The 19,171-nt window shown below is 49.6% G+C and carries 18 protein-coding genes; 11 read left to right on the top strand and 7 right to left on the bottom strand.

What is annotated here, in order from left to right; all coding sequences use genetic code 11:
• Positions 1-143 precede the first annotated feature (143 nt).
• Positions 144-299 (bottom strand): arginine synthesis PII-interacting regulator PirA, encoded by a 156-nt coding sequence (gene pirA / locus BWK47_RS16925; protein ID WP_010873614.1) that lies wholly within the window; start codon positions 297-299, stop codon positions 144-146.
• A gap of 520 nt (positions 300-819) precedes the next feature.
• Between pirA and BWK47_RS12635 the strand changes: the two genes are divergently transcribed.
• From BWK47_RS12635 to BWK47_RS12615, 5 genes are read left to right on the top strand one after another with little or no spacing between them, the layout of a single operon-like run.
• The gene (locus BWK47_RS12635) at positions 820-1,656 is read left to right on the top strand and encodes a hypothetical protein (protein ID WP_237269634.1); all 837 of its coding nucleotides are present in this window, start codon (positions 820-822) and stop codon (positions 1,654-1,656) included.
• 5 nt (positions 1,657-1,661) lie between these two features.
• Positions 1,662-2,201 (top strand): carboxypeptidase-like regulatory domain-containing protein, encoded by a 540-nt coding sequence (locus BWK47_RS12630; protein WP_162328905.1) that lies wholly within the window; start codon positions 1,662-1,664, stop codon positions 2,199-2,201.
• Complete coding sequence (gene cbiM, locus BWK47_RS12625) at positions 2,202-2,846, top strand: cobalt transporter CbiM (RefSeq protein WP_162328904.1); 645 nt, start codon at positions 2,202-2,204, stop codon at positions 2,844-2,846. It begins immediately after the preceding gene.
• 2 nt (positions 2,847-2,848) lie between these two features.
• Positions 2,849-3,622 (top strand): cobalt ECF transporter T component CbiQ, encoded by a 774-nt coding sequence (gene cbiQ / locus BWK47_RS12620; RefSeq protein WP_162328903.1) that lies wholly within the window; start codon positions 2,849-2,851, stop codon positions 3,620-3,622.
• Complete coding sequence (locus BWK47_RS12615; protein ID WP_162328902.1) at positions 3,544-4,398, top strand: energy-coupling factor ABC transporter ATP-binding protein; 855 nt, start codon at positions 3,544-3,546, stop codon at positions 4,396-4,398. The genes cbiQ and BWK47_RS12615 overlap by 79 nt, the downstream gene beginning before the upstream one ends.
• 82 nt (positions 4,399-4,480) lie before the next feature.
• Here BWK47_RS12615 and BWK47_RS12610 read toward each other — a convergent pair whose 3' ends face one another.
• The 4 genes from BWK47_RS12610 to BWK47_RS12595 all read right to left on the bottom strand — a co-directional run bounded on the left by BWK47_RS12610 (position 4,481) and on the right by BWK47_RS12595 (position 10,681).
• Positions 4,481-5,392, bottom strand: a complete 912-nt coding sequence (locus BWK47_RS12610; RefSeq protein WP_162328901.1) for a TIGR04168 family protein — start codon at positions 5,390-5,392, stop codon at positions 4,481-4,483.
• The gene (gene gyrA / locus BWK47_RS12605; protein WP_162328900.1) at positions 5,392-7,974 is read right to left on the bottom strand and encodes a DNA topoisomerase (ATP-hydrolyzing) subunit A; all 2,583 of its coding nucleotides are present in this window, start codon (positions 7,972-7,974) and stop codon (positions 5,392-5,394) included. The genes BWK47_RS12610 and gyrA overlap by 1 nt, the downstream gene beginning before the upstream one ends.
• A 194-nt stretch (positions 7,975-8,168) precedes the next feature.
• Positions 8,169-8,594: a DUF29 family protein gene (locus BWK47_RS12600; RefSeq protein ID WP_162328899.1), complete on the bottom strand. Its 426-nt coding sequence runs from the start codon at positions 8,592-8,594 to the stop codon at positions 8,169-8,171.
• A gap of 53 nt (positions 8,595-8,647) precedes the next feature.
• Positions 8,648-10,681, bottom strand: coding sequence for a cation:proton antiporter domain-containing protein (locus BWK47_RS12595; RefSeq protein WP_237269633.1), 2,034 nt, complete (start codon positions 10,679-10,681; stop codon positions 8,648-8,650).
• A 197-nt stretch (positions 10,682-10,878) separates the two neighbouring features.
• Here BWK47_RS12595 and BWK47_RS12590 point away from each other — a divergent pair, with 197 nt between their 5' ends.
• From BWK47_RS12590 to BWK47_RS12570, 5 genes are all read left to right on the top strand, one after another.
• On the top strand, positions 10,879-11,505 hold the full coding sequence (locus BWK47_RS12590; protein WP_010873604.1) for a hypothetical protein: 627 nt from the start codon (positions 10,879-10,881) through the stop codon (positions 11,503-11,505).
• Between the two features lie 116 nt (positions 11,506-11,621).
• A complete protein-coding gene (locus BWK47_RS12585; protein WP_162328897.1) occupies positions 11,622-12,260 on the top strand; it encodes a histidine phosphatase family protein in 639 nt (212 codons plus the stop codon).
• A 216-nt stretch (positions 12,261-12,476) separates the two neighbouring features.
• Positions 12,477-13,151 (top strand): response regulator transcription factor, encoded by a 675-nt coding sequence (locus tag BWK47_RS12580; RefSeq protein WP_162328896.1) that lies wholly within the window; start codon positions 12,477-12,479, stop codon positions 13,149-13,151.
• Positions 13,152-13,155: 4 nt separating this feature from the next.
• Positions 13,156-13,809 (top strand): DUF1361 domain-containing protein, encoded by a 654-nt coding sequence (locus BWK47_RS12575; RefSeq protein WP_162328895.1) that lies wholly within the window; start codon positions 13,156-13,158, stop codon positions 13,807-13,809.
• A gap of 21 nt (positions 13,810-13,830) precedes the next feature.
• On the top strand, positions 13,831-15,153 hold the full coding sequence (locus tag BWK47_RS12570) for a deoxyguanosinetriphosphate triphosphohydrolase (RefSeq protein WP_162328894.1): 1,323 nt from the start codon (positions 13,831-13,833) through the stop codon (positions 15,151-15,153).
• Between the two features lie 60 nt (positions 15,154-15,213).
• Here the strand turns inward: BWK47_RS12570 and BWK47_RS12565 are convergent, their stop codons facing one another.
• Entirely contained in the window at positions 15,214-15,819 is a 606-nt protein-coding gene (locus BWK47_RS12565) for a LabA-like NYN domain-containing protein (RefSeq protein ID WP_162328893.1), read from the bottom strand.
• Between the two features lie 145 nt (positions 15,820-15,964).
• Entirely contained in the window at positions 15,965-17,563 is a 1,599-nt protein-coding gene (gene metG, locus BWK47_RS12560) for a methionine--tRNA ligase (RefSeq protein WP_162328892.1), read from the bottom strand.
• A 385-nt stretch (positions 17,564-17,948) separates the two neighbouring features.
• Here metG and BWK47_RS12555 point away from each other — a divergent pair, with 385 nt between their 5' ends.
• The gene (locus BWK47_RS12555; RefSeq protein WP_010873597.1) at positions 17,949-18,767 is read left to right on the top strand and encodes a carbon-nitrogen hydrolase family protein; all 819 of its coding nucleotides are present in this window, start codon (positions 17,949-17,951) and stop codon (positions 18,765-18,767) included.
• Positions 18,768-19,171 lie beyond the last annotated feature (404 nt).

The following is a 19,171-nucleotide window of genomic DNA, read 5'->3' as shown; positions in this document are numbered from 1 at the left end:
TAGTGCAGCTCCCAGCAAAAAGGCGACCTATCTCGGGGATAAATCGCCATTAACTCTAGAAATTTCTTGCAAACTTTGTCTCGATTGTCAGTCAACTCTCTTGTTGACATTCTTTGAGCTTTGGAGCTTATTCTTGTGTAAACTTACAGGTGGAGATAAGCAGCTTCCGCTTCCAATTGACTAACTAAGGACTGATTGCCGGCGGCCCGTGCCCGCTCTAAACGGTGCTGGAGGTTTTGACGCAGGGTTTCCTTGTGGGCGATCGCCGTTTGAGTCAAAACACGTTTACGATTATTCATTACTTCTACCCTCCGAAAGGCAGTGAAAAACTTACATTTAGATTTACATTCAACATAACATAAAATTATAGGTAATTTCCAGAACGGTATCTATTGTTACTGAAGTTAACAAAAATGTATGGTCAGAATCCGAACGGAAGAGGCGTTAGCCTGGGAAAAAGCGGTTTTTCCACCGTGGGCAAAATCTACCCTTGGGAATAGAGATTGTGTTTTAAACTCTTCTCCTGGGAATCGAGTGCAATAACAAGTTTTGCGCTTCCCAATTAGTCTTGGTTTCAGATAACTTTTTGCTTTTCCGATGACCTAATGTACTGTCAAGAAACAAAGGTTAAATCTCTCCCTCCTTCCCCCCAGAGGGTATTGTACTTTTCAAGCGACCAAGGTTAAGTAGAAATTGTGCTTCTAATTTTCCCGGTGTTGAATAAAAATTTTTACCTTTGACCATGGGAAGAAAATATTTGGAGCGTTGTTTGTACTTCCAGGGAAAAGTATGCGATCGCCATTTAAAGAGGGCTGGTCTTTGGCATCACTCCTACTCATATTGTTGGCTGGTTGTGGTGGTGAAAACCCGTCCTCCCCAGAAATCGAGGCTTCTCCCCCGGCAAACCAAGGCACTTTAACAGTGTGGGCCAACGGAGAAGAACGGGCCCGGGAGGGCTTAACCACTAAGGATGGCTGGTCTCTGGACTTTAACCACGTTTACGTTTCCCTGGCGGATATTAATGCCTACCAGGTCGAACCGGCCTTTGATGCTAGCACTGATGCCCCCTTGCCGGGCAAAGCTGCGGCGATCGCCATACCAGGGCCGACAGTGGTGGATTTAGCAATAACAGGAAAGGATGCAGAAACGGTTTTAGTGGGGGAAACTCCGGCTCCAGCGGGAAAATTTAACGCCTTATCTTGGCAAATGCCTTTGGCCGCAGAAGGGCCAGCCCAGGGTTACTCAATTTTGCTGGAGGGAATGGCCACTAAAGATGGTCAGACTATTCCATTCAAACTAGGGGTAAAGAAGGAGTTGGGTTTTGTCTGCGGTGATTTTGTCGGCGATGAACGTAAGGGAATTCTCACCGCTGGCGGCAAAGCTGACCTAGAAGCCACCTTTCATTTAGATCATTTATTTGGGGACGGACAAGAACCCGTCGATAGCGACATTAACCTTAGCGCTTTTGGTTTTGATCCCCTAGCGACCCTGGCCGGGGAAAAAGGCGTTGATCTCAACAGCCAGGACTTACAAGCTCGATTAGGGGCGGCAGATTATCAAGCTTTTTTACAAGTTTTAGCCAACCTTGGCCATGTGGGGGAGGGCCATTGCCGACAAACCCAAGCATTCACCACCATCACTTCCTTCAACTTGTAAATCCGATGAAATTTAACCTAGTCCTATTTTGTTTAGCGGGAGGCATACTTACCCAGACAGTCCCCGCCCTTGCCCACGGAGTTAAAGTGGAGCATCATTCGGTGGCGGCGCTCGCCGTGGCGGCCCATTATGACTCTGGGCAACCTATGGCCGAAGCCCAAGTATTAGTCTATGCTCCGGACAATTCTAGCCAACCCTGGTTAACGGGGGTTACCGACAAAGAGGGCAAATTTACCTTTACTCCAGCAGGCGATCGCCCTGGTAATTGGGAAGTGGCAGTGCGGCAAGGGGGCCACGGAAGTATGATCACCATACCTTGGCAACCAGAAACAACGGCGGTTGATAGCACCAATACAGCCAATGCAAGTAATGCCCTTACTTCTAATACCAACCCAGGCACTCCAGAAGTTACCGCAGCCTCTGTACCAGATGCCAATGCTGCCCTATCTCCTGTGCAACGAGGTGTCACTTTAGGAGCCGTGATTTGGGGATTTGTGGGTACTGCCCTATTTTTTAGCAGAAGCAAAGGTGAGGGCAGGGCCTAGATGCACATTCCCGATGGTCTATTGCCACCCCAGATCGTAGCTGGGGGTTATGCAGTGACGGGGTTAGCCACTTGGTACTGTCTGCGGCAAATTAATCGCCAAGGCCATGCCCAGGAAAATATTCCCAAAGCATCTTTGCTGACCGCAGCTTTTTTTGTTGCTTCCTCTATTTATATTCCCCTGCCGCCGGTGAGTGTCCACCTGATTCTCAACGGTTTGTTGGGGGTAGTGCTGGGCTATTTTGCGCTACCAGCTATTTTAATTGGCCTCTTTTTCCAAGCTTTGATGGTAGGCCATGGGGGACTGACCACCTTGGGTATTAATGGTGTTTTGATGGGTTTGCCAGCGTTGGCGGCCTATTACATTTTCCAACTGCGCCATGGGCTAGAAAAGTTTCTGCCGGAGCGCTGGGCCACGGGCATTGCTGCTTTTCTGGGGGGGAGTAGTGGTTTAGCTTTAACGGTGCTAATTTTTATTACCCTCACTGTCACCAGTTTACCGACGGGTTTGGATGCCACCGCTGAGCGTCGAGCAATTATGGTGCTGGCGTTGGGACATATCCCCCTCATTGTGTTGGAAGGCATATTCACTGCCCTGGTGGTTTTGTTTCTGCAACGGACTAAACCGGAATTACTGGAGAGTTAACAATGGGTTTAATGACGTTGGAAACCTATGTGCCTGGGCGATCGCCAATTCATGGTTGGGAGCCTCGACAAAAACTGTTTAGTCTGATGGCGTTGATGTTTGCTTTGGCCATGGTGCAGCAGGTTTGGTTAATGGTGCCTATGGTGGGCGTCACTGTCTTGCTTTATTGGTTGTCCGACTTACCCCTAAGTTTTTTACTGCAACGGTTGAGTTACCCCGGTTTATTCATTCTCACAGCGGTTATTCTGCTTCCCTTTGCCAGTGGGGAAACGGTGTTGGCACAGTGGGGCTGGCTTACTATTCGTCAGGAAGGGTTGACGGCCATGGTGTTGATTGCGGGAAGGTTTTTCTCCATTCTCACCCTGGGTTTTATCCTTTTTGGCACCACTCCTTTTTTAACCATGGTTAATTCCCTGCGCCGTTTGGGTTTGCCTCCCCTGATGGCGGATATGGCCCTGTTGGCTTACCGTTACCTCTATGACATTGGCAATACTTTCAGCACCATGCACCAAGCAATGCAACTGCGGGGGCTAGGACAACGGCAACAAAAACGGCGATCGATGCAACAGTGGGCTTTTTTATTGGGCAATCTTTTACTACGGAGTTATGAGCAGTCCCAACGGGTTTACCAGGCCATGGCTCTGCGGGGTTATGGCCAAGCTGTATTTCCCCAGGCTAGCCCTAGGACGGAAGGAAAATGTTCAACGGGTTTAGGTTTAACGGTAACCGTATTGGCGATCGCCATTGGTTTTGTAGTGGTGGAGGTGAGCCTGTGACCTTAACCAATGTGCGGGCCATGGACCAGAGCCGAGAAAAGGAAGCAATTAAGTTACCCACACCAGCGGCAATTAGGGTGCGGGAATTATCCTTTGCCTATGGCGGCCAAGCTCCAGTGCTGAACAATTTATCTTGGCAAGTCGCCCCAGGGGAAAGGTTGGGCATTATTGGCCATAATGGTTGCGGCAAAACCACCTTATTTTTACTGCTCTGTGGACTGTTAAAAGCTAGCGCTGGCACTATCGAGTTATTGGGCCAGGCCCTGGAACCGGGAAAATTTTTGCCCGAAGTGGGTTTCCTGTTCCAAAATCCCACCGACCAACTATTTGCCACCTCCGTTTGGGATGACATTGCCTTTGGCCCCCAAAATATGGGCTTATCCCCAGCTCAAGTAACGGAAAGGGTGAACCAAGCGGCGGAGTTAACTGGCATTACGTCTTTACTTGATCGCTTAACTCAACATTTATCCGGGGGGGAAAAGCAAATGGTGGCGATCGCCGGTTTGTTGGCCATGGCCCCGAAAATCTTACTCTGTGACGAACCCACCGCTAGCCTGGATATCAAAGCCCGCCGTCAGTTGATTAACTTTTTGGGGCAGTTCCAGCAAACGTTACTAATTTCCTCCCACGATTTGGAATTTGTGCTGGAAGTTTGTAACCGGGTCATAATCATTGACCAAGGGCAGATTGTCGCCGACGGCATCGCAAGGGAAATCATGGGCAATCAAACCCTGATGGAAAGCCATGGCCTGGAAAAACCCTACTCCCTCCATTAATGGCGATCGGCAGACTGTGAGGAAAGCTCAGCTCCAGCTCCGTAGAATTCCTGCACAACCAGATAGACCGGGCCTAGGGAAGTTAATGGGCACTAATCCAAAGGGTTTCCTGGCTGATAATTTCTCCGTTACCCCGTAACCAAACCAGGGTGATTTTTTCCACAGCACCATTAACCAAAGTCACCAGGGAAAAATTACGGGCAGGAGGCAAACCTTCTTTTTCCGTTTGAATGCGGGGCACACAGGCCGCATTGAGATATACCGTTCCTTGATCATCCACATAAACCCTCTCCCGGAGACGATCCTGACGATGTCTAAGGCGATGGTGCATATGGCCGAAGGTCACCAACGGTACCCGTTTACCCTGTTCCCGCACAGAGGCGATCGCCCAGGCCAGATCCGGATCCCCAAAATCGCCGCCGATGGGATTCCAATCCCTACCACAGATGGATTCGGCATGATTTCCTAAGCCGGTGGGACCATTGTGGGCCAGAAAAATTAACGTTTCATGGGGGCTAGCCATGGCCGTTGCGGCAATGTGGGTTTGGGATTGGGCAAAATTTTCCACGCCATATCGTTCCCGCATAAACTCTTTATTTTTCCATTCATTGCCCCCCCAGGTAAAGGGCCTGCCCCCCCCCACCGAGAGGCCAAATTGCTCAAAATCCCGGCGGCCATAGCTAACATCCACCGACCCTAGTAGTTTCTGCTGAGCTTTTACCCGGTCTTCTTTTTGGCGATCGTAAGGGCATTTTTTGCGGCCCCAATCGGAGGCGGTGAACCAAGCATCGTGGTTACCAAATACCGTTGCCTTGGGGATGGGTAAGGAGGCAATTAAGCTGACCACCGGCAATGATTCGTTGCCAAAATCCCCCACAAATAGAACTAAATCTACGCCGAACGCCTGGAGGGCGTAGTGGTCTGCCAATTCCCATTGTTCATGGATATCCCCCACAACGGCCAGGGTAATGGTTGCGGTAGCTTGGGGGGCCATTAGCTCTCTTCGCTTTCCGACATTTCTGCCAATTCTTCCTCCCCGGAAGGAGGCACCAGGGCCACAGCGGCGATCGCATCATCGGCATCTAACCTTTGTACCCGCACCCCAGTGGCACTACGGGATTGGGGCGAAATATCGTTCACAGACTGGCGGATGATAATGCCCCGGTTGGTGACAATCATCAACTCGTCATCGGCGTTGACCACATGGAGGGCCACTAGCTGGTCATCTTTGGATTTAAAACGGATCGCTTTCACCCCCAGGCCGGCCCGATGTTGCAAGCGGAATTGACCAATGGGCACCCGTTTGCCGAAACCTTTCATGGTTACCCCCAGCAACCAGGGGCCAGGATTGTCGCTTTCTTCCAAAATGGCATCGGTATCGCCCCCTAAGTCCTCATCCGGCTCATCTTCAGAGCCAACGGCAATATTGGCCACCACCTGGCTCGGCAAAATATCCATACTGATCAGCGCATCCCCAGACCGGAGCCGCATGGATTTAACCCCCCTGGTGGCCCGACCGAGGGCCCGCAGTTCATCCTGATCGGCTTTGAAATGGATAGCCATGCCCTTTTGGGAACCAATAATGACGCTATCTTCCGCTTTGGCTAAACGAACCCAACGCAATTGATCCCCTTCCACCAGGGAAATGGCGATTAACCCATTGGCCCGGATATTACTAAAAGCCGAGAGGGCAGTTTTTTTGATGTAGCCCTGTTTGGTCAGCATGATGAAATAGGTATCATCGTCAAATTCTGAAACGGACACTAGGGAGGTAATTTTTTCATCCTTGGGGATGGGCAGCATCTGCACAATGGGCACACCCCGGGCGGTGCGGGAAGCAATGGGAATTTGGTAAGCGTTGAGGCTATAGACCACCCCCCGATCGCTAAAGAACAGCACTTTATCGTGGTCACAGCAGGAAAGGAAATGCTCCACTCCATCGTCATCTTTAATCTTGGCGGCGGCTTTACCTCTGGTGGCACGGTTTTGGGTACCAAAGGTGCTGGCGGGCATCCGTTTGATGTAACCCTGTTCCGTCAATAAAATTAGGGCTTGGTCATTGGCAATTAAATCCGTGTCAATTAATTCCCCATCTTCTTGGACAATGACGGTGCGGCGGGGAGTGGCGTGAATAGCCTTAATTTGCTCCAATTCTTCTTCGATGATGGCATTAACCCTTTCCCGGCGGGCCAAAATATCTTGGAAATCGGCGATTTTGGTTTGCAGTTCATCATGTTCAGCGGTGATTTTATCCGCTTCCAAAGCCGTTAACCGGCGCAGTTGCATTTGCAAAATGGCATCGGCCTGCACTTCGGAGAGGGAAAAGCCTTCCACCAGTTCCGTTTTGGCAGAAGCCGTGTCCGCCGCTCCCCGAATCAGACGAATGACCGCATCCAGGTTATCCAGCGCAATCAACAATCCCTGGAGCAGATGATCCCGTTCTTCCGCTTTCCGCAATTCGTAGCGGGTACGGCGGGTAATGGTTTCAATGCGAAATTCCCAAAAGACAGTGAGGAATTTTTTAATGGTGAGAACTTCAGGAGTGCCGTTAACCAGCGCCAACAAATTCGCCCCAAAGTTGCTCTGGATGGGGGTCTGTTTGTAAAGATTATTGAGCACCACCCGGGCATAGGCATCCCGCTTTAATTCAATAACAATCCGCATACCATCACGGTCGCTCTCGTCCCGAATGTCGGCAATTCCATCAATTTTTTTCTCGTTAACCAGATCCGCAATGCGTTCAATTAAAGCGGCTTTATTGGTTTGGTAGGGTAGCTCGGTGACGATAATGGCATCCCGGTCAGGCCGCCCTGGATGTTCCATGGTTTCAATGGAGGCCACCCCCCGCATGGTGATGGATCCCCGGCCGGTTAAATAGGCTTCCCGAATGCCCGATCGCCCGAGGATCTGGGCCCCAGTGGGAAAGTCCGGGCCGGGAATAATCTGCATTAATTCTTGTTCGGTGATTTCGGGGTTACGAATTAAGGCGATCGCCCCGTCGATCACTTCCCCGAGGTTATGGGGGGGGATATTGGTGGCCATGCCCACGGCAATGCCGGAGGAACCGTTAATCAATAGTTGGGGAATGCGGGCCGGGAGAACGGTGGGTTCCTGTTGGGAACCGTCAAAGTTATCAATGAAATCGACGGTTTCCGCTTCAATGTCCCGCAGTAACGAGTTGGTGGACAGGGGTCTAAGCCGAGACTCGGTGTACCGCATCGCCGCCGGGGGGTCATTATCCACGGAGCCAAAGTTGCCGTGGCCGTCAATGAGCGGTTCCCGCATGGAAAAGTCCTGGGCCATCCGCACCAGGGCATCGTACACCGCCGTATCACCGTGGGGGTGGTATTTCCCTAGCACTTCCCCCACTACCCGGGCACATTTCCGAAAGGGGCGATCAGGGGTCAGCCCCAGCTCGTACATGGCATAGAGAATGCGTCTATGGACTGGCTTCAACCCATCCCTTGCATCGGGTAACGCCCGCCCGACAATCACACTCATGGCATATTCCAGGTATGACTGTGACATTTCGTTTCTGAGGTCAGTCGCAATTAGGCGATCGGGCGAGTCAGTCATGCAATTACTCCAAGGCAGTTTGAAAGGTTTGAGTTGTGCTCCAATTCCCCCCAAGGGGAACAGATAACAGGGCTCAAAACAGCCTCTATTCTACCATTGGCCAGGGTGGGAGCCTCCCCCACCTAATACTCTCTCCGATTGCTCCTTAATTTTCACTCTATAGTTTGTTTGAAAAGTCCCCTTGTTCCTCAATGTTAAGGCGATGCAATTAAGTCTAAAGCATCATTTATTAGAGCACTGTAATCGACCATTTTAGCCAATTCTTCACTGGAATAGCGACCTTCAAAAGCTTCCGCCGCCGCCCCTACCAGGGCAATTCGATAGGCATCAGTTAAAGCTTCCCTCAACTCTTCTGAAGATAAATAGGTGCCCCCTGCTTTGCGCCGTCGATTAGTTTTTTGGATTTCGTCCACCGAATTGGCGATCGATAAATCCCACGAGCGGGTACTGCGTTTTTCCGCCTGTCGTTTAATCAAATGTAGTAGAAGTATCTTGGCATAACTACTAATTTTATTAATCTTATCGTCCCTACTCATTTCCGTCATTTCCTCCACCAACACCAGAGCATCAGAAACATTCCCTTGGGACAATAACGTTTTCAGTTCTAACAATTCTTCCATTGCTTTTCTCCCATAAACTAACTATTTTAATTTGGACTAACAAATAGCGCAGGCTAAGCGTAGGGATCGCCAAATAAAACAAAGGAACTGGTGATTTCCCGCAAAATTTTATCGGTCACCTCCCCTAGGGCCACTCCCCCCACCGATCGCCGGCGGAAAGAACGGAGCACCACCAGGTCAAAGGTGTGGGAGACCCGCACAAGCACCTTAGCGGCATCGTCATGGCAAATGACTTTGATGGGATAGTCCGCCGTGGCCCGACATTGGTTTAGAAACCGTTCCATTTCCGTTTTAAACGCTTGCACCTGTTGTGGGGAGGTGTTGTGGGGACAAACATGGAGTAGGGTAATAATGGCTCCATTGGTTTCCGCTAACCGCTGGGTGAACTGGAATAGCTCCAACGTTTGGGGGGTGAGATTTTTGATGGGGAAGAGGATGCGATGGAAAGAACGGGGGTCAGACAATAACCGCATCACCGCCACGGGACAATGGGCCGACCAGAACACACTGTCAATAGTGCTACCGAATAATTTAGCCCGTAAACCAAGGGTTTGTTGACTCCAACCCATGATGATTAAGTCCGCATTTTTTTCCCTGGCAGTATGGCTAATGGCCCGGGCCACATCATCATCAATGCGGAGGGCTGGGTGGGCATCGACTTTCAGATTGGTGGCCAGTTCCGTAGCCTGTTGCAATAACAGCTCATTTCTAGCTAACCGGCTGGTTAACCCAGGATCATCCATGTGCACCGGCGCTTTGGCGATCGCCAGGGGAATCACCACCCCACTTTCATGGCGGGCGATCAGGGCTCCCACTTCCAACAAATAGCTCAAGGTTTGGGGATTTTGGGTGGGCACCAATACGGTGAAGGTAGAAGCCTTGGGGGGGATTAGGGTTACGGCCCCATTTTCCTCGGGGTTGTCTAAATCTTCTGTCAAACTGGACAGAGTATTGGGAATCGGAATTTTGGGGGCAAATTTAGCCGTCATCAACGGGCCAACGATAGACGTAATCAGCATTAAAACAATGATGGTGTTTAACACCGTCTCCGACACCAGGCGATCGCCAGCGGCATTAACTGCTTGGTATCCGGCCACCGCTGCCGCCAATGTGGCCGCCACCTGGGGAATGGAGAGGGACCACATGGTTAAACCCTCCACCCAGGTATAACCTAGTTTCCATTGGGCTAAAATCGCCGCCACCCCTTTGGAGAGAATTAACCCCACCACAATGGCCACCACCAAAGGGAATAGAGTGGTCAAAGTCACCAAAAAAGCCGGCAGGTCCAACAGCAGCCCAATGCCAATGAAGAAGAATGGAATAAATAGGGTAGTTCCTAGGAATTCCACCTTTTCCTTTACGGGGCTGTTGCCCAACACATCATTTACCGCTAGCCCCGCCAGAAATGCGCCGACAATTTTGTCCACATTGATTAACTCTGACCCCACTGAAGCGAGGAACACCGCCAGCAACACAAAGAGAAATTGGTTACTCTGTTCATCCCCGGTGCGACGAAAATATTCCCGTCCCGCCCAATCAAAACCAATTAAAACCAAGGCACTGTAAACGGCGATCGCCACCAATTGCACCACCAACCCTGTGGGGGAAAAACTCCCACTGTGGATGGAAATACAAATGGCTAAAACCAATAAAGCAGCAATGTCAGTGAAAATTGTGGCCCCAATGGTGACCATCACCGCTTGATTTCGCACTATGCCCAATCGTTGCACAATGGGATAACCCAACAAAGTATGGGAAGCAAACAGAGAGCCGAGCAACACAGACGCATTGAAGGAATAGCCAAAGGTCAACCCCACCGCCAACCCCGTCAGCAATGGCACCGCAAAGGTGAGGGAACCATACAGTAGTGAACGGTTCTTGGTCCGGCGGAAATCCACCATGTCAATTTCCAGCCCCGCCACAAACATCAGGTAAATTTTGCCGATGTCGGTGAAGAGTTTGATGCTTTCCGAATCTTCATTCAGCACCCCCAAACCACTTTTGCCCAACACAATGCCGGCAAACAAAAGTCCCACCAGTCCTGGTAATTTCAAGCGCTCAAAAATGGGCGGCAGGATCAGGGTCACCAATAATAAAATAGTGAAGTCAATTAAAGGGTTACTCGGAATTGGTGCGAATAGGCCATCCATAAAGTGGGTGGAGATTGTTTAGGTCATAGGCAAAAGCCATCGGCATCATCATACCGTTCCGGCTCCCGATCGCCATTTCTCTTCCCTTTCCCCTAGCCGGTTTTGCCATTGCGCCCGTTTCCCCCTTTATCCCCATGCGTAACCAGTATTTTTCCCTCATCAGCCCAGCCCTATGGCCTGCTGTAGTCCCCACCCTGGCTAGTGTTTACCTAGGAACTCTGGTCATATCCTCCCCGGCGATCGCCCTAGATTGTGCTGAAATAGGGGCACTGGCCCAACGCAATTCCCGTTGTTGGGAAAGTTTGCCCTCCATCATGGGCCCCAAGGCTGACAATGGTGACCCCCATAGTCCCAGTACCACTCCTGCTATAGATGCTGGCGATGGACTGCAACCTTTTCAAGGCGTCTGGAAATTCGATTATGAAAAAACCATGGAAGCCCACAGAGAAAGTCCCGACTATAAGCCAGAGGAAGACATGGAAGCATTATCTGGACTGCTGAATCTAATGTTTGGCATGGTTTCCCTGAAAATTAGCGGAAATCAATTGCAAATGAGCGCTGCTGACAGCAATGAAGTTATTACCACCATCGACTGTGAAGTGGATTCCGCCACCGCCACCGTGGTCACAGCCCAATGTACCAAGGACGGTGAAACCAAAACAATCAAATTTGAGAATATTTTGCCTGGGCAATATATGAGATTTAATGCGGTGGGGGAAAACGATTGTCCCTACTGTACTTGGCGTCGGGTGGAGCCATAACTACCCGGTGAAGCTGTACCCTAAACCTTGGTAAGCAGTTAGTCTAGCTAGCAAAACTGCCAATATTAAAGCCAATTAACCGTAAACCACACAAGCTATCGAGAAAATCGCCCATTATGACCCTCAATCTCTATTTTTTACGCCACAGCGAAACCACCTCTAGCCAGACAGGGACCTTTTGTGGCCGCCTGGACATTGACCTCACCAGCCACGGTTACCAGATGGCTCACCAATTTGCCGAAGCCTACAAGGATGTGAGCTGGACGGCTATTTTTGCCAGTCCCCTGCACCGCACCATGGCCACTGCCACTCCCCTAAGTGAATTGATTAATCTCCCCATTCAAAAACGGGATGGTCTGAAGGAAATTGCCTATGGGGAATGGGAAGGAAAAACCCCAGCGGAAGTTAATCAACAATTCCATGACGATTATGTGCGCTGGTTAGCCGATCCAGGTTGGAATGCTCCTTCTGGGGGAGAAAAGGGCATTGATATCGCCCGCCGGAGCTCGGAGGTGCTAGAGGAAATTGAACGAACTTTTACCACGGGGAATGTGTTGGTGGTGTCCCACAAGTCCACCATCCGCATTATGCTCTGTAGCTTGCTGGGCATTGACATTGGCCGTTTTCGAGACCGCATTGGTATGCCTGTTGCGGCGGTGAGTATTGTCACCATGTCCGAACATGGTCCTCTGATTGAAGTCATGGGCGATCGCTCCCACCTCAACCAGGACTTGCGCGATCGGTACGGCACTTAGGAAAATATCACCCAGGTAATTACAGGTAATTAAACGATTAAACCCATTCAAATTCATTGGCTGTTGCCATGGCTTCTTCCTCAGGGGAAATTTTTTCTGGGCCATGTTTTTGAAGGGTTGCAACGTTTTGAGACCTTCCCCTTGGCTTAACCCAGGTTGAAAGCCGCAATGGGGCCTTAGGATGAACATATTTGCTATGCGATCGCCTAGTTTGCCATGAGTCACCGTGTTCTAGTTGTGGAAGAGGAAGAAAAGTTAGCCCGATTTATGGAGTTGGAACTCAAATATGAAGGCTACGATGTCAGTGTGGTTAGGGATGGCCTAAAGGGCTTTACCCAAGCCCAGGAATTTCCCCCCGATTTAATCATTGTGGATGGAGCCCTGCCGGGCATGTCCGGTTTAGAGCTATGCCGGAGGTTAAGGGAAATGGGCATTCGCATTCCCATTATTCTGATCACTGCCAAGGACGACGTGGAAGAACGGGTGATGGGGTTAGATGCCGGTGCCGATGACTACATTGTCAAACCCTTTAACTCCGATGAATTTTTTGCTCGCATCCGGGTGCAATTGCGCCGCACCCACACCACCAGCGATGAAGTATTGCAATTCGCCGATCTACGCTTTAATCGCAGTACGAGGGAAATCCAACGGGGCGATCGCCTGATTGATCTCACCGCCAAAGAATTCGAGCTGTTGGACTATCTGCTCTCCCATGCCCGCCAGGTGTTGACTAGGGAACAAATTTTAGAGCGGGTCTGGGGCTACGACTTTATGGGGGATTCCAACATCATTGAGGTCTATATCCGTTATCTGCGGTTGAAGTTGGAGGCGGCGGGGGAACCCCGTTTGATTCAGACAGTGCGGGGGGTGGGCTACGTACTAAGGGATTAGGGGTATGGAACTAATCATTTCCTGGCTACGGTTGTCCTGGCAGGTATTGGCCATCAATGGCGATCGCATTGCCTGGAACACTTTTTTGGCTATTATTCCCCTGGTGCTAAGCGTTTGGTTATTCCGTTGGCAAAATTCCCAGCGCCAACCATGGCCCCGATCGCCGTTGTGGTGGGTAATTTTTGCTGTGTTTGTGGCTTTTTTACCCAATGCCCCTTACATTTTGACGGACATTATCCACTACTTCAAGTTAGTACGGCAGGGGATACCGACTAGCGTCATGATTTTCACCGCTACGCCCCAATTTTTTCTCTTTCTAAATGTGGGTTGGCAATGCTACGTCATGTCCTTGCTCAACGCCGGTTATTATCTGGAGCAACGGCAATGGTCCGCGTGGATTTTCCCCATGGAGTTAATGGCCCATTTGTTGTCGGCGATCGGCATTTATCTGGGTCGATTTCTGCGGTTGAACAGTTGGCACGTGGTCACTGATCCCAAAGATGTGGGGCAAAATTTAGCCCAAAGCCTTTCCCATCACCGTCCCCTCTTGGCTATTAGCGTTACCGTGGTGATTTTGACTGTTTTTTATTGGTTGACTAAACAGGTTAACCTCGGGTTAGTACTGCGATGGCAGCAGGTTCGTCGTGGTGCGCCCTAGGTCAACAAAAACATTAACCCAATGGAATGGCAACAATTACTCTCCCGCAAGCGCCTCGGTAAACAACAGTTGGAGGAGCATCAGTTTGAGCGCACGTCTTTCCTCAAAGATTATGACCGCATTGTCTATTCCACCGCTTTCCGTCGCCTCAAAGATAAGACCCAGGTTTTTCCCCTGTCTAAAAACGCCGATGTCCGCACCCGGCTGATCCACAGTTTAGAGGTGTCCTGTGTGGGGCGTTCCCTAGGGCGCATGGTGGGGGATCAAATAATTAAACGCCATCAACTCCAGGCGATCGAAGCGGCGGACTTTGGTGATATTCTCTCGGCGGCCTGTTTAGCCCACGACATTGGTAATCCCCCCTTTGGCCATGCGGGGGAGGACGCCATCCAAACCGCTTTTCAAAAATGGTATGCCCGCAAAAATCGTTCCGGTGCCCTGATTAATCCCCTGGAAAAAGCTGACTTTGACCGCTTTGAAGGCAATGCCCAGGGCTTTCGGATTTTAACTAGGCTTGGTCTACCCCATCGCCCAGGGGGACTGCAACTAACCTGTGCTACCCTGGCCACCTTTGCTAAATATCCCCGGGAATCCTTTATTCCCCAACGTACCCTGGCCCGCTATCCCGGCAAAAGTCTACAGAAATACGGTTTTTTCCAGGCTGAAAAAGATTTATTCACTGAAGTGGCAGAAACCGTGGGTCTTATTCGGCGATCGCCAAAGGTTGCTTGGTGGTGTCGTCATCCCCTCACGTTTTTAATGGAGGCGGCGGATGATCTGTGTTACTCCATTGTCGATTTGGAAGATGGTTTTCACATGGGCTATCTCCCCTTTGCAGCGGTGCAAGATAAACTCCAAAGCATTGCTGACATTGACCTAAACCAATACGAAGGCAGTCCGGCGGAAACTATCAAACGACTGCGGGCCAAGGCCATTAATCGCCTAGTAAAGGAGGTCGCTCAACTTTTTCTTGACCACGAACCGGACATCTTGGCGGGGAAATTTGATCAATCCCTAGTAGAGCTAAGTCGCTTTTCTCCCCAACTAAAGGAAATTGAAACCATGACCACCAATGCGGTTTTTCACCATCCCAATGTGGTGAGAATTAAAATTGCTGGCTTTGAGGTCCTGGGGGATCTACTAACCGATTTTTTGACCTCCGTACTGGAAAAACAACCCCGTCCGAAGGGAAAATTGCTCAAATTTATGTTGCCTCCAGAGCATCAAATAGCCCCCGATGACGATAACTACAGCAAAATTCTGAAAGTAACCGACTACATTGCCGGTATGACGGATTTACAAGCTACTCTGCTTTACCAGCAATTGCGGGGAATTTCTTTGTAAACTCCCATCAAAAGATCAATGGCAGTGAGTAAAAAGGAATAGAAAAAATTGGCTAGACTTCTAGGAAGATTTTTCCTGAGAAAAAATAGGCAAGGGATTGACGTTGCGATAGCCACTGTTGGGGCGGGGTTGTTTTTGAATTTCCCCTTTAATACTGTCCAAGTCTACGTAACGGTCGGACACATTAATTAAACTGTCGCTGGTCATGGAACGGAGACTCACCACTTCAATGCGCGCCCCCCGATAACTGACCGCATCGGCCGCATAGGCCAAATCCCCATCGCCACTGACCACCACTGCGGTGTCATAGGAACCCACCAGGGACATCAAGTCCACGGCAATTTCCACGTCTAAGTTAGCCTTTTTAGAACCGTCTGGTAATTGCACCAAGTCTTTGGCAATGACTCGGTAACCATTGCGGCGCATCCAAAGTAAAAATCCCTGTTGTTTTTCGTTACTACGGTCTACTCCGGTGTAGAAAAAAGCCCGCAATAGGCGGGAGCCGCCCGTTAAGCAGTGCAGTAGCTTAGTGTAATCAATTTCAATGCCCAACTGTAATGCGGCGTAAAAAAGATTGGAACCATCGATAAAAATGGCCACCCTGCCCCGGTTTTCTAGTAACTGATCCGGCGTAAACAGTGCATCCTGTTCAAAGTCCTCAAACATGGTGTTCCTAAATGATTAACTTGTAATTTAAAGGGGTTTTTAAAAATTTTTTCAAGGGGAAAAAGCGGGAAAGTTATAAAAATGTTAATTTTTGTTAAAAAATCTTAAAAAGATTGCCATTGACCAAGGGGGTCAATTTTTGATTCTACTCCTCTGCCGGTAACTCCAGTTTGGTAAAAATAGGTTGGGCAGGGGGCAGATTTTGGTTCGCACCCAATTGGCCCCAGGATTGGTGACGGTTGAATTCTTCCGCTTGCTCCAACGGCGATCGCCACTGGTCAAAGTCCCAGGTAAAACCTAGCTGTTGATAAATTTTGGTACTCAGGCGGGGAACAATGGGGGAAAGAAGATAGGCCGAGAGCCGAATGGATTCCAACACGCTGTACAGCACGTCTTCTACCTCCTTCTGACTGCCCTGTTTAAATAATTTCCAGGGGGCCATGTCGTCAATGTATTTATTCCCAGCCCTCACCAGAGTGAAAATTGCTTCACAGGCATCAGTAAAGGACAGCCTTTCATAGGCACTGCTCACCTCTTCTCCCAAATGACTGCCCAGCGCTTTGAGGGGATTATCCGGGGCTAAATCCGTGGCCATAACCTGGGGGCCTTGACCCTGGCAGTACTTTTTCACCATACCGAGGGTGCGATTGAGCAAATTACCCAGGTCGTTGGCCAAGTCAGCATTGAGCACATTAACAAACCGTTGTTCATTAAAATCCCCATCTTTACCAAACTCAATTTCCTTGAGGAAATAGTAACGGAAAGCATCCTCCCCGTAGCGGTTAATTAAATCCAGGGGATCAACGGTGTTGCCCAAACTTTTACCCATTTTTTGACCATCTTTGGTGAGAAAGCCATGGCCAAAAACCTGGGCGGGGATCGCTAATTCCGCTGACATTAACATGGCGGGCCAATAGACTGCATGAAAGCGCAAAATATCTTTGCCAATCAGGTGTAGATTGATCGGCCACCACTTAACCAGAGCGTTAGTTAAATTTGGTTCTTCATCTTCATCCAAGAGAGCGGTGACATAGCCCAAAAGAGCGTCAAACCAAACGTAAATGGTATGGTTGGGATCATTAGGGAGAGGGAAACCCCAGTCCAAATTGACCCGGGAGATAGAAAAATCTTGCAATCCCTGGGCGACGAAATTCAACACCTCATTGCGACGACTACTGGGTTGAATAAATTCTGGTTGTTGGGCGTACAGTTCTTCCAAGGGTTGTTGATAGCGGGAGAGGCGAAAAAAATAGTTTTCTTCATCCCGCCATTCTGCCTTGCGGTTGGGGTGCAGGGGGCAATGGTTATCTTCTAATAAATCTCTTTTTTCCTTAAATTCTTCGCAAGCAACACAGTACCAGCCCTGTTGTTGGGCCAGATAAATATCCCCTTTATCCCAAACCCGTTGAAAAAAATCTTTGACAATGGCTAAATGGCGGGGATCGGTAGTACGGCTAAAGCGGTCGTAAAGGATATTGAGCGATCGCCAGAGTTCCTTAAACTTGACCACGGTGCGGTCACAATGGGTTTGGGGATCAAGCTCTTGGGCTTCGGCGGTACGTTGAATTTTTTGCCCATGCTCGTCGGTACCAGTGATCATCAACACTTCATAGCCCTGTAATCTTTTAAAGCGGGCCAGGGTGTCCGCCACCACCGTGGTATAGGCACTGCCCAAATGGGGCACATCATTAACGTAGTACAGTGGCGTGGTAACAGAAAAAGTGGGTACGGAAGAATCAAGCATTCGATCAAAAAAAATTTGTAAAAGTGCCATGGAGAATATTCAGTTTGGTTAACCACCATGCTCAGAATGGTCAACGATAACGGTTACTTCTCTAATCTCCAGAGGATAGATTCCCAAGGGGAATTGTTAAGTAAACCTTGTTATTGTCCTTAGAAATTCTTATCAATAAGGCTAAAAATAGACTCTTAAAAATATGTTGAAATTAACAATCTTAAAAAGCGGGGGACTTTAGTCTAGCAAACACCAAACTTTAAGCAAGTTTTTCTCCATAATATCTTAAGATGTGAAGCCCTCTACCTCTTTTTTGGAGCAAGTTCCGTCCCTACACCCGATCAGGATAAAATGAACTGCTAGCCCCACTGCTTCTTTCTGACAAGGAATTTTCATGAAACCGTATTTAGCCGCTGCCCTGCAAATGACCAGCCGCCCCAACCTCACCGAGAATTTACAAGAAGCAGAGGAGTTGATCGATTTGGCAGTGCGCCAGGGGGCAGAATTGGTGGGTTTGCCGGAGAATTTTGCTTTTTTGGGCAATGAAACTGAAAAGCTAGAACAGGCAACGGCGATCGCCACGGCGACGGAAAAATTTTTACAGACCATGGCCCAACGGTTCCAGGTGACTATCTTGGCGGGGGGCTTTCCCTTTCCGGTGGCAGGGGAGGCAGGCAAAGCCTATAACACAGCTACTCTAATTGCCCCCAATGGGCAGGAGTTGGCCCGGTACCACAAAGTGCATTTGTTTGATGTTAATGTGCCCGACGGCAATACCTACTGGGAATCGGCCACGGTGATGGCTGGGCAAAAATATCCCCCAGTGTACCATTCCGATAGCTTTGGTAATTTAGGGCTGTCCATTTGCTACGACGTTCGTTTCCCTGAATTGTATCGTTACCTTTCCCGCCAAGGAGCAGATGTTCTGTTTGTGCCCGCCGCTTTCACTGCCTACACCGGCAAGGACCATTGGCAGGTGTTGCTCCAGGCCCGGGCCATTGAAAATACCTGCTACGTCATCGCCCCGGCCCAAACTGGTTGTCATTACGAAAGACGGCACACCCATGGCCATGCCATGATCATCGATCCCTGGGGAGTGATCCTGGCCGATGCGGGGGAAAAACCAGGGTTGGCGATCGCCGAAATTAACCCAGACCGCCTCAAACAGGTGCGCCAACAAATGCCTTCGCTGCAACATCGGGTATTTGTCTGAACACAAGTTGCAAGGCCGCTCCCGGACAGTCCATGGTCCTAGGCGCAGAAGGAAAAACTAGCTTTTGCGCCATTATTTGGGCAGTTTGTCCTGGGGCATAAACGGGAAAAACCCATGGGGATCAAGGACTTGGGCGACATTAGTTAACCCATGGCCATTATCTAGCAAAGCTTAATTAATAGTTAAGAAAACCTGATACAGTCCGTCAAGAGTGTTAATTTTTTAGTCTCAGCAGGTCACTGCGGCCTGAAAAGTTCGTCAGCGGCGTTGTTTTCCTTGATTAATTACCTAAGCTATCGAAGGACCAACACGACGTAAATGGGCTTGACTGCCATGGGGATCAGCGCTAAATGCCACTGGGAGTAATTTTTGCTTTCCTTTAACTGCAACTTTATAACTGTGTT

It is taken from the genome of Synechocystis sp. CACIAM 05, from assembly GCF_010222815.1.
In the GTDB taxonomy this organism is placed as follows: Bacteria; Cyanobacteriota; Cyanobacteriia; order Cyanobacteriales; family Microcystaceae; genus Synechocystis.
Note: the sequence above shows the minus strand (reverse complement) of the source record. Positions and strands in the feature narration are given on the sequence as shown.

Coding starts and splice junctions, on each gene's coding strand:
- pirA (WP_010873614.1), bottom strand. CDS start 299: ATGAATAATCGTAAACGTGTTTTGACTCAAACGGCGATCGCCCACAAG.
- BWK47_RS12630 (WP_162328905.1), top strand. CDS start 1,662: ATGAAATTTAACCTAGTCCTATTTTGTTTAGCGGGAGGCATACTTACC.
- cbiM (WP_162328904.1), top strand. CDS start 2,202: ATGCACATTCCCGATGGTCTATTGCCACCCCAGATCGTAGCTGGGGGT.
- cbiQ (WP_162328903.1), top strand. CDS start 2,849: ATGGGTTTAATGACGTTGGAAACCTATGTGCCTGGGCGATCGCCAATT.
- BWK47_RS12615 (WP_162328902.1), top strand. CDS start 3,544: ATGTTCAACGGGTTTAGGTTTAACGGTAACCGTATTGGCGATCGCCAT.
- BWK47_RS12610 (WP_162328901.1), bottom strand. CDS start 5,392: ATGGCCCCCCAAGCTACCGCAACCATTACCCTGGCCGTTGTGGGGGAT.
- gyrA (WP_162328900.1), bottom strand. CDS start 7,974: ATGACTGACTCGCCCGATCGCCTAATTGCGACTGACCTCAGAAACGAA.
- BWK47_RS12600 (WP_162328899.1), bottom strand. CDS start 8,594: ATGGAAGAATTGTTAGAACTGAAAACGTTATTGTCCCAAGGGAATGTT.
- BWK47_RS12590 (WP_010873604.1), top strand. CDS start 10,879: ATGCGTAACCAGTATTTTTCCCTCATCAGCCCAGCCCTATGGCCTGCT.
- BWK47_RS12585 (WP_162328897.1), top strand. CDS start 11,622: ATGACCCTCAATCTCTATTTTTTACGCCACAGCGAAACCACCTCTAGC.
- BWK47_RS12580 (WP_162328896.1), top strand. CDS start 12,477: ATGAGTCACCGTGTTCTAGTTGTGGAAGAGGAAGAAAAGTTAGCCCGA.
- BWK47_RS12575 (WP_162328895.1), top strand. CDS start 13,156: ATGGAACTAATCATTTCCTGGCTACGGTTGTCCTGGCAGGTATTGGCC.
- BWK47_RS12570 (WP_162328894.1), top strand. CDS start 13,831: ATGGAATGGCAACAATTACTCTCCCGCAAGCGCCTCGGTAAACAACAG.
- BWK47_RS12565 (WP_162328893.1), bottom strand. CDS start 15,819: ATGTTTGAGGACTTTGAACAGGATGCACTGTTTACGCCGGATCAGTTA.
- metG (WP_162328892.1), bottom strand. CDS start 17,563: ATGCTTGATTCTTCCGTACCCACTTTTTCTGTTACCACGCCACTGTAC.
- BWK47_RS12555 (WP_010873597.1), top strand. CDS start 17,949: ATGAAACCGTATTTAGCCGCTGCCCTGCAAATGACCAGCCGCCCCAAC.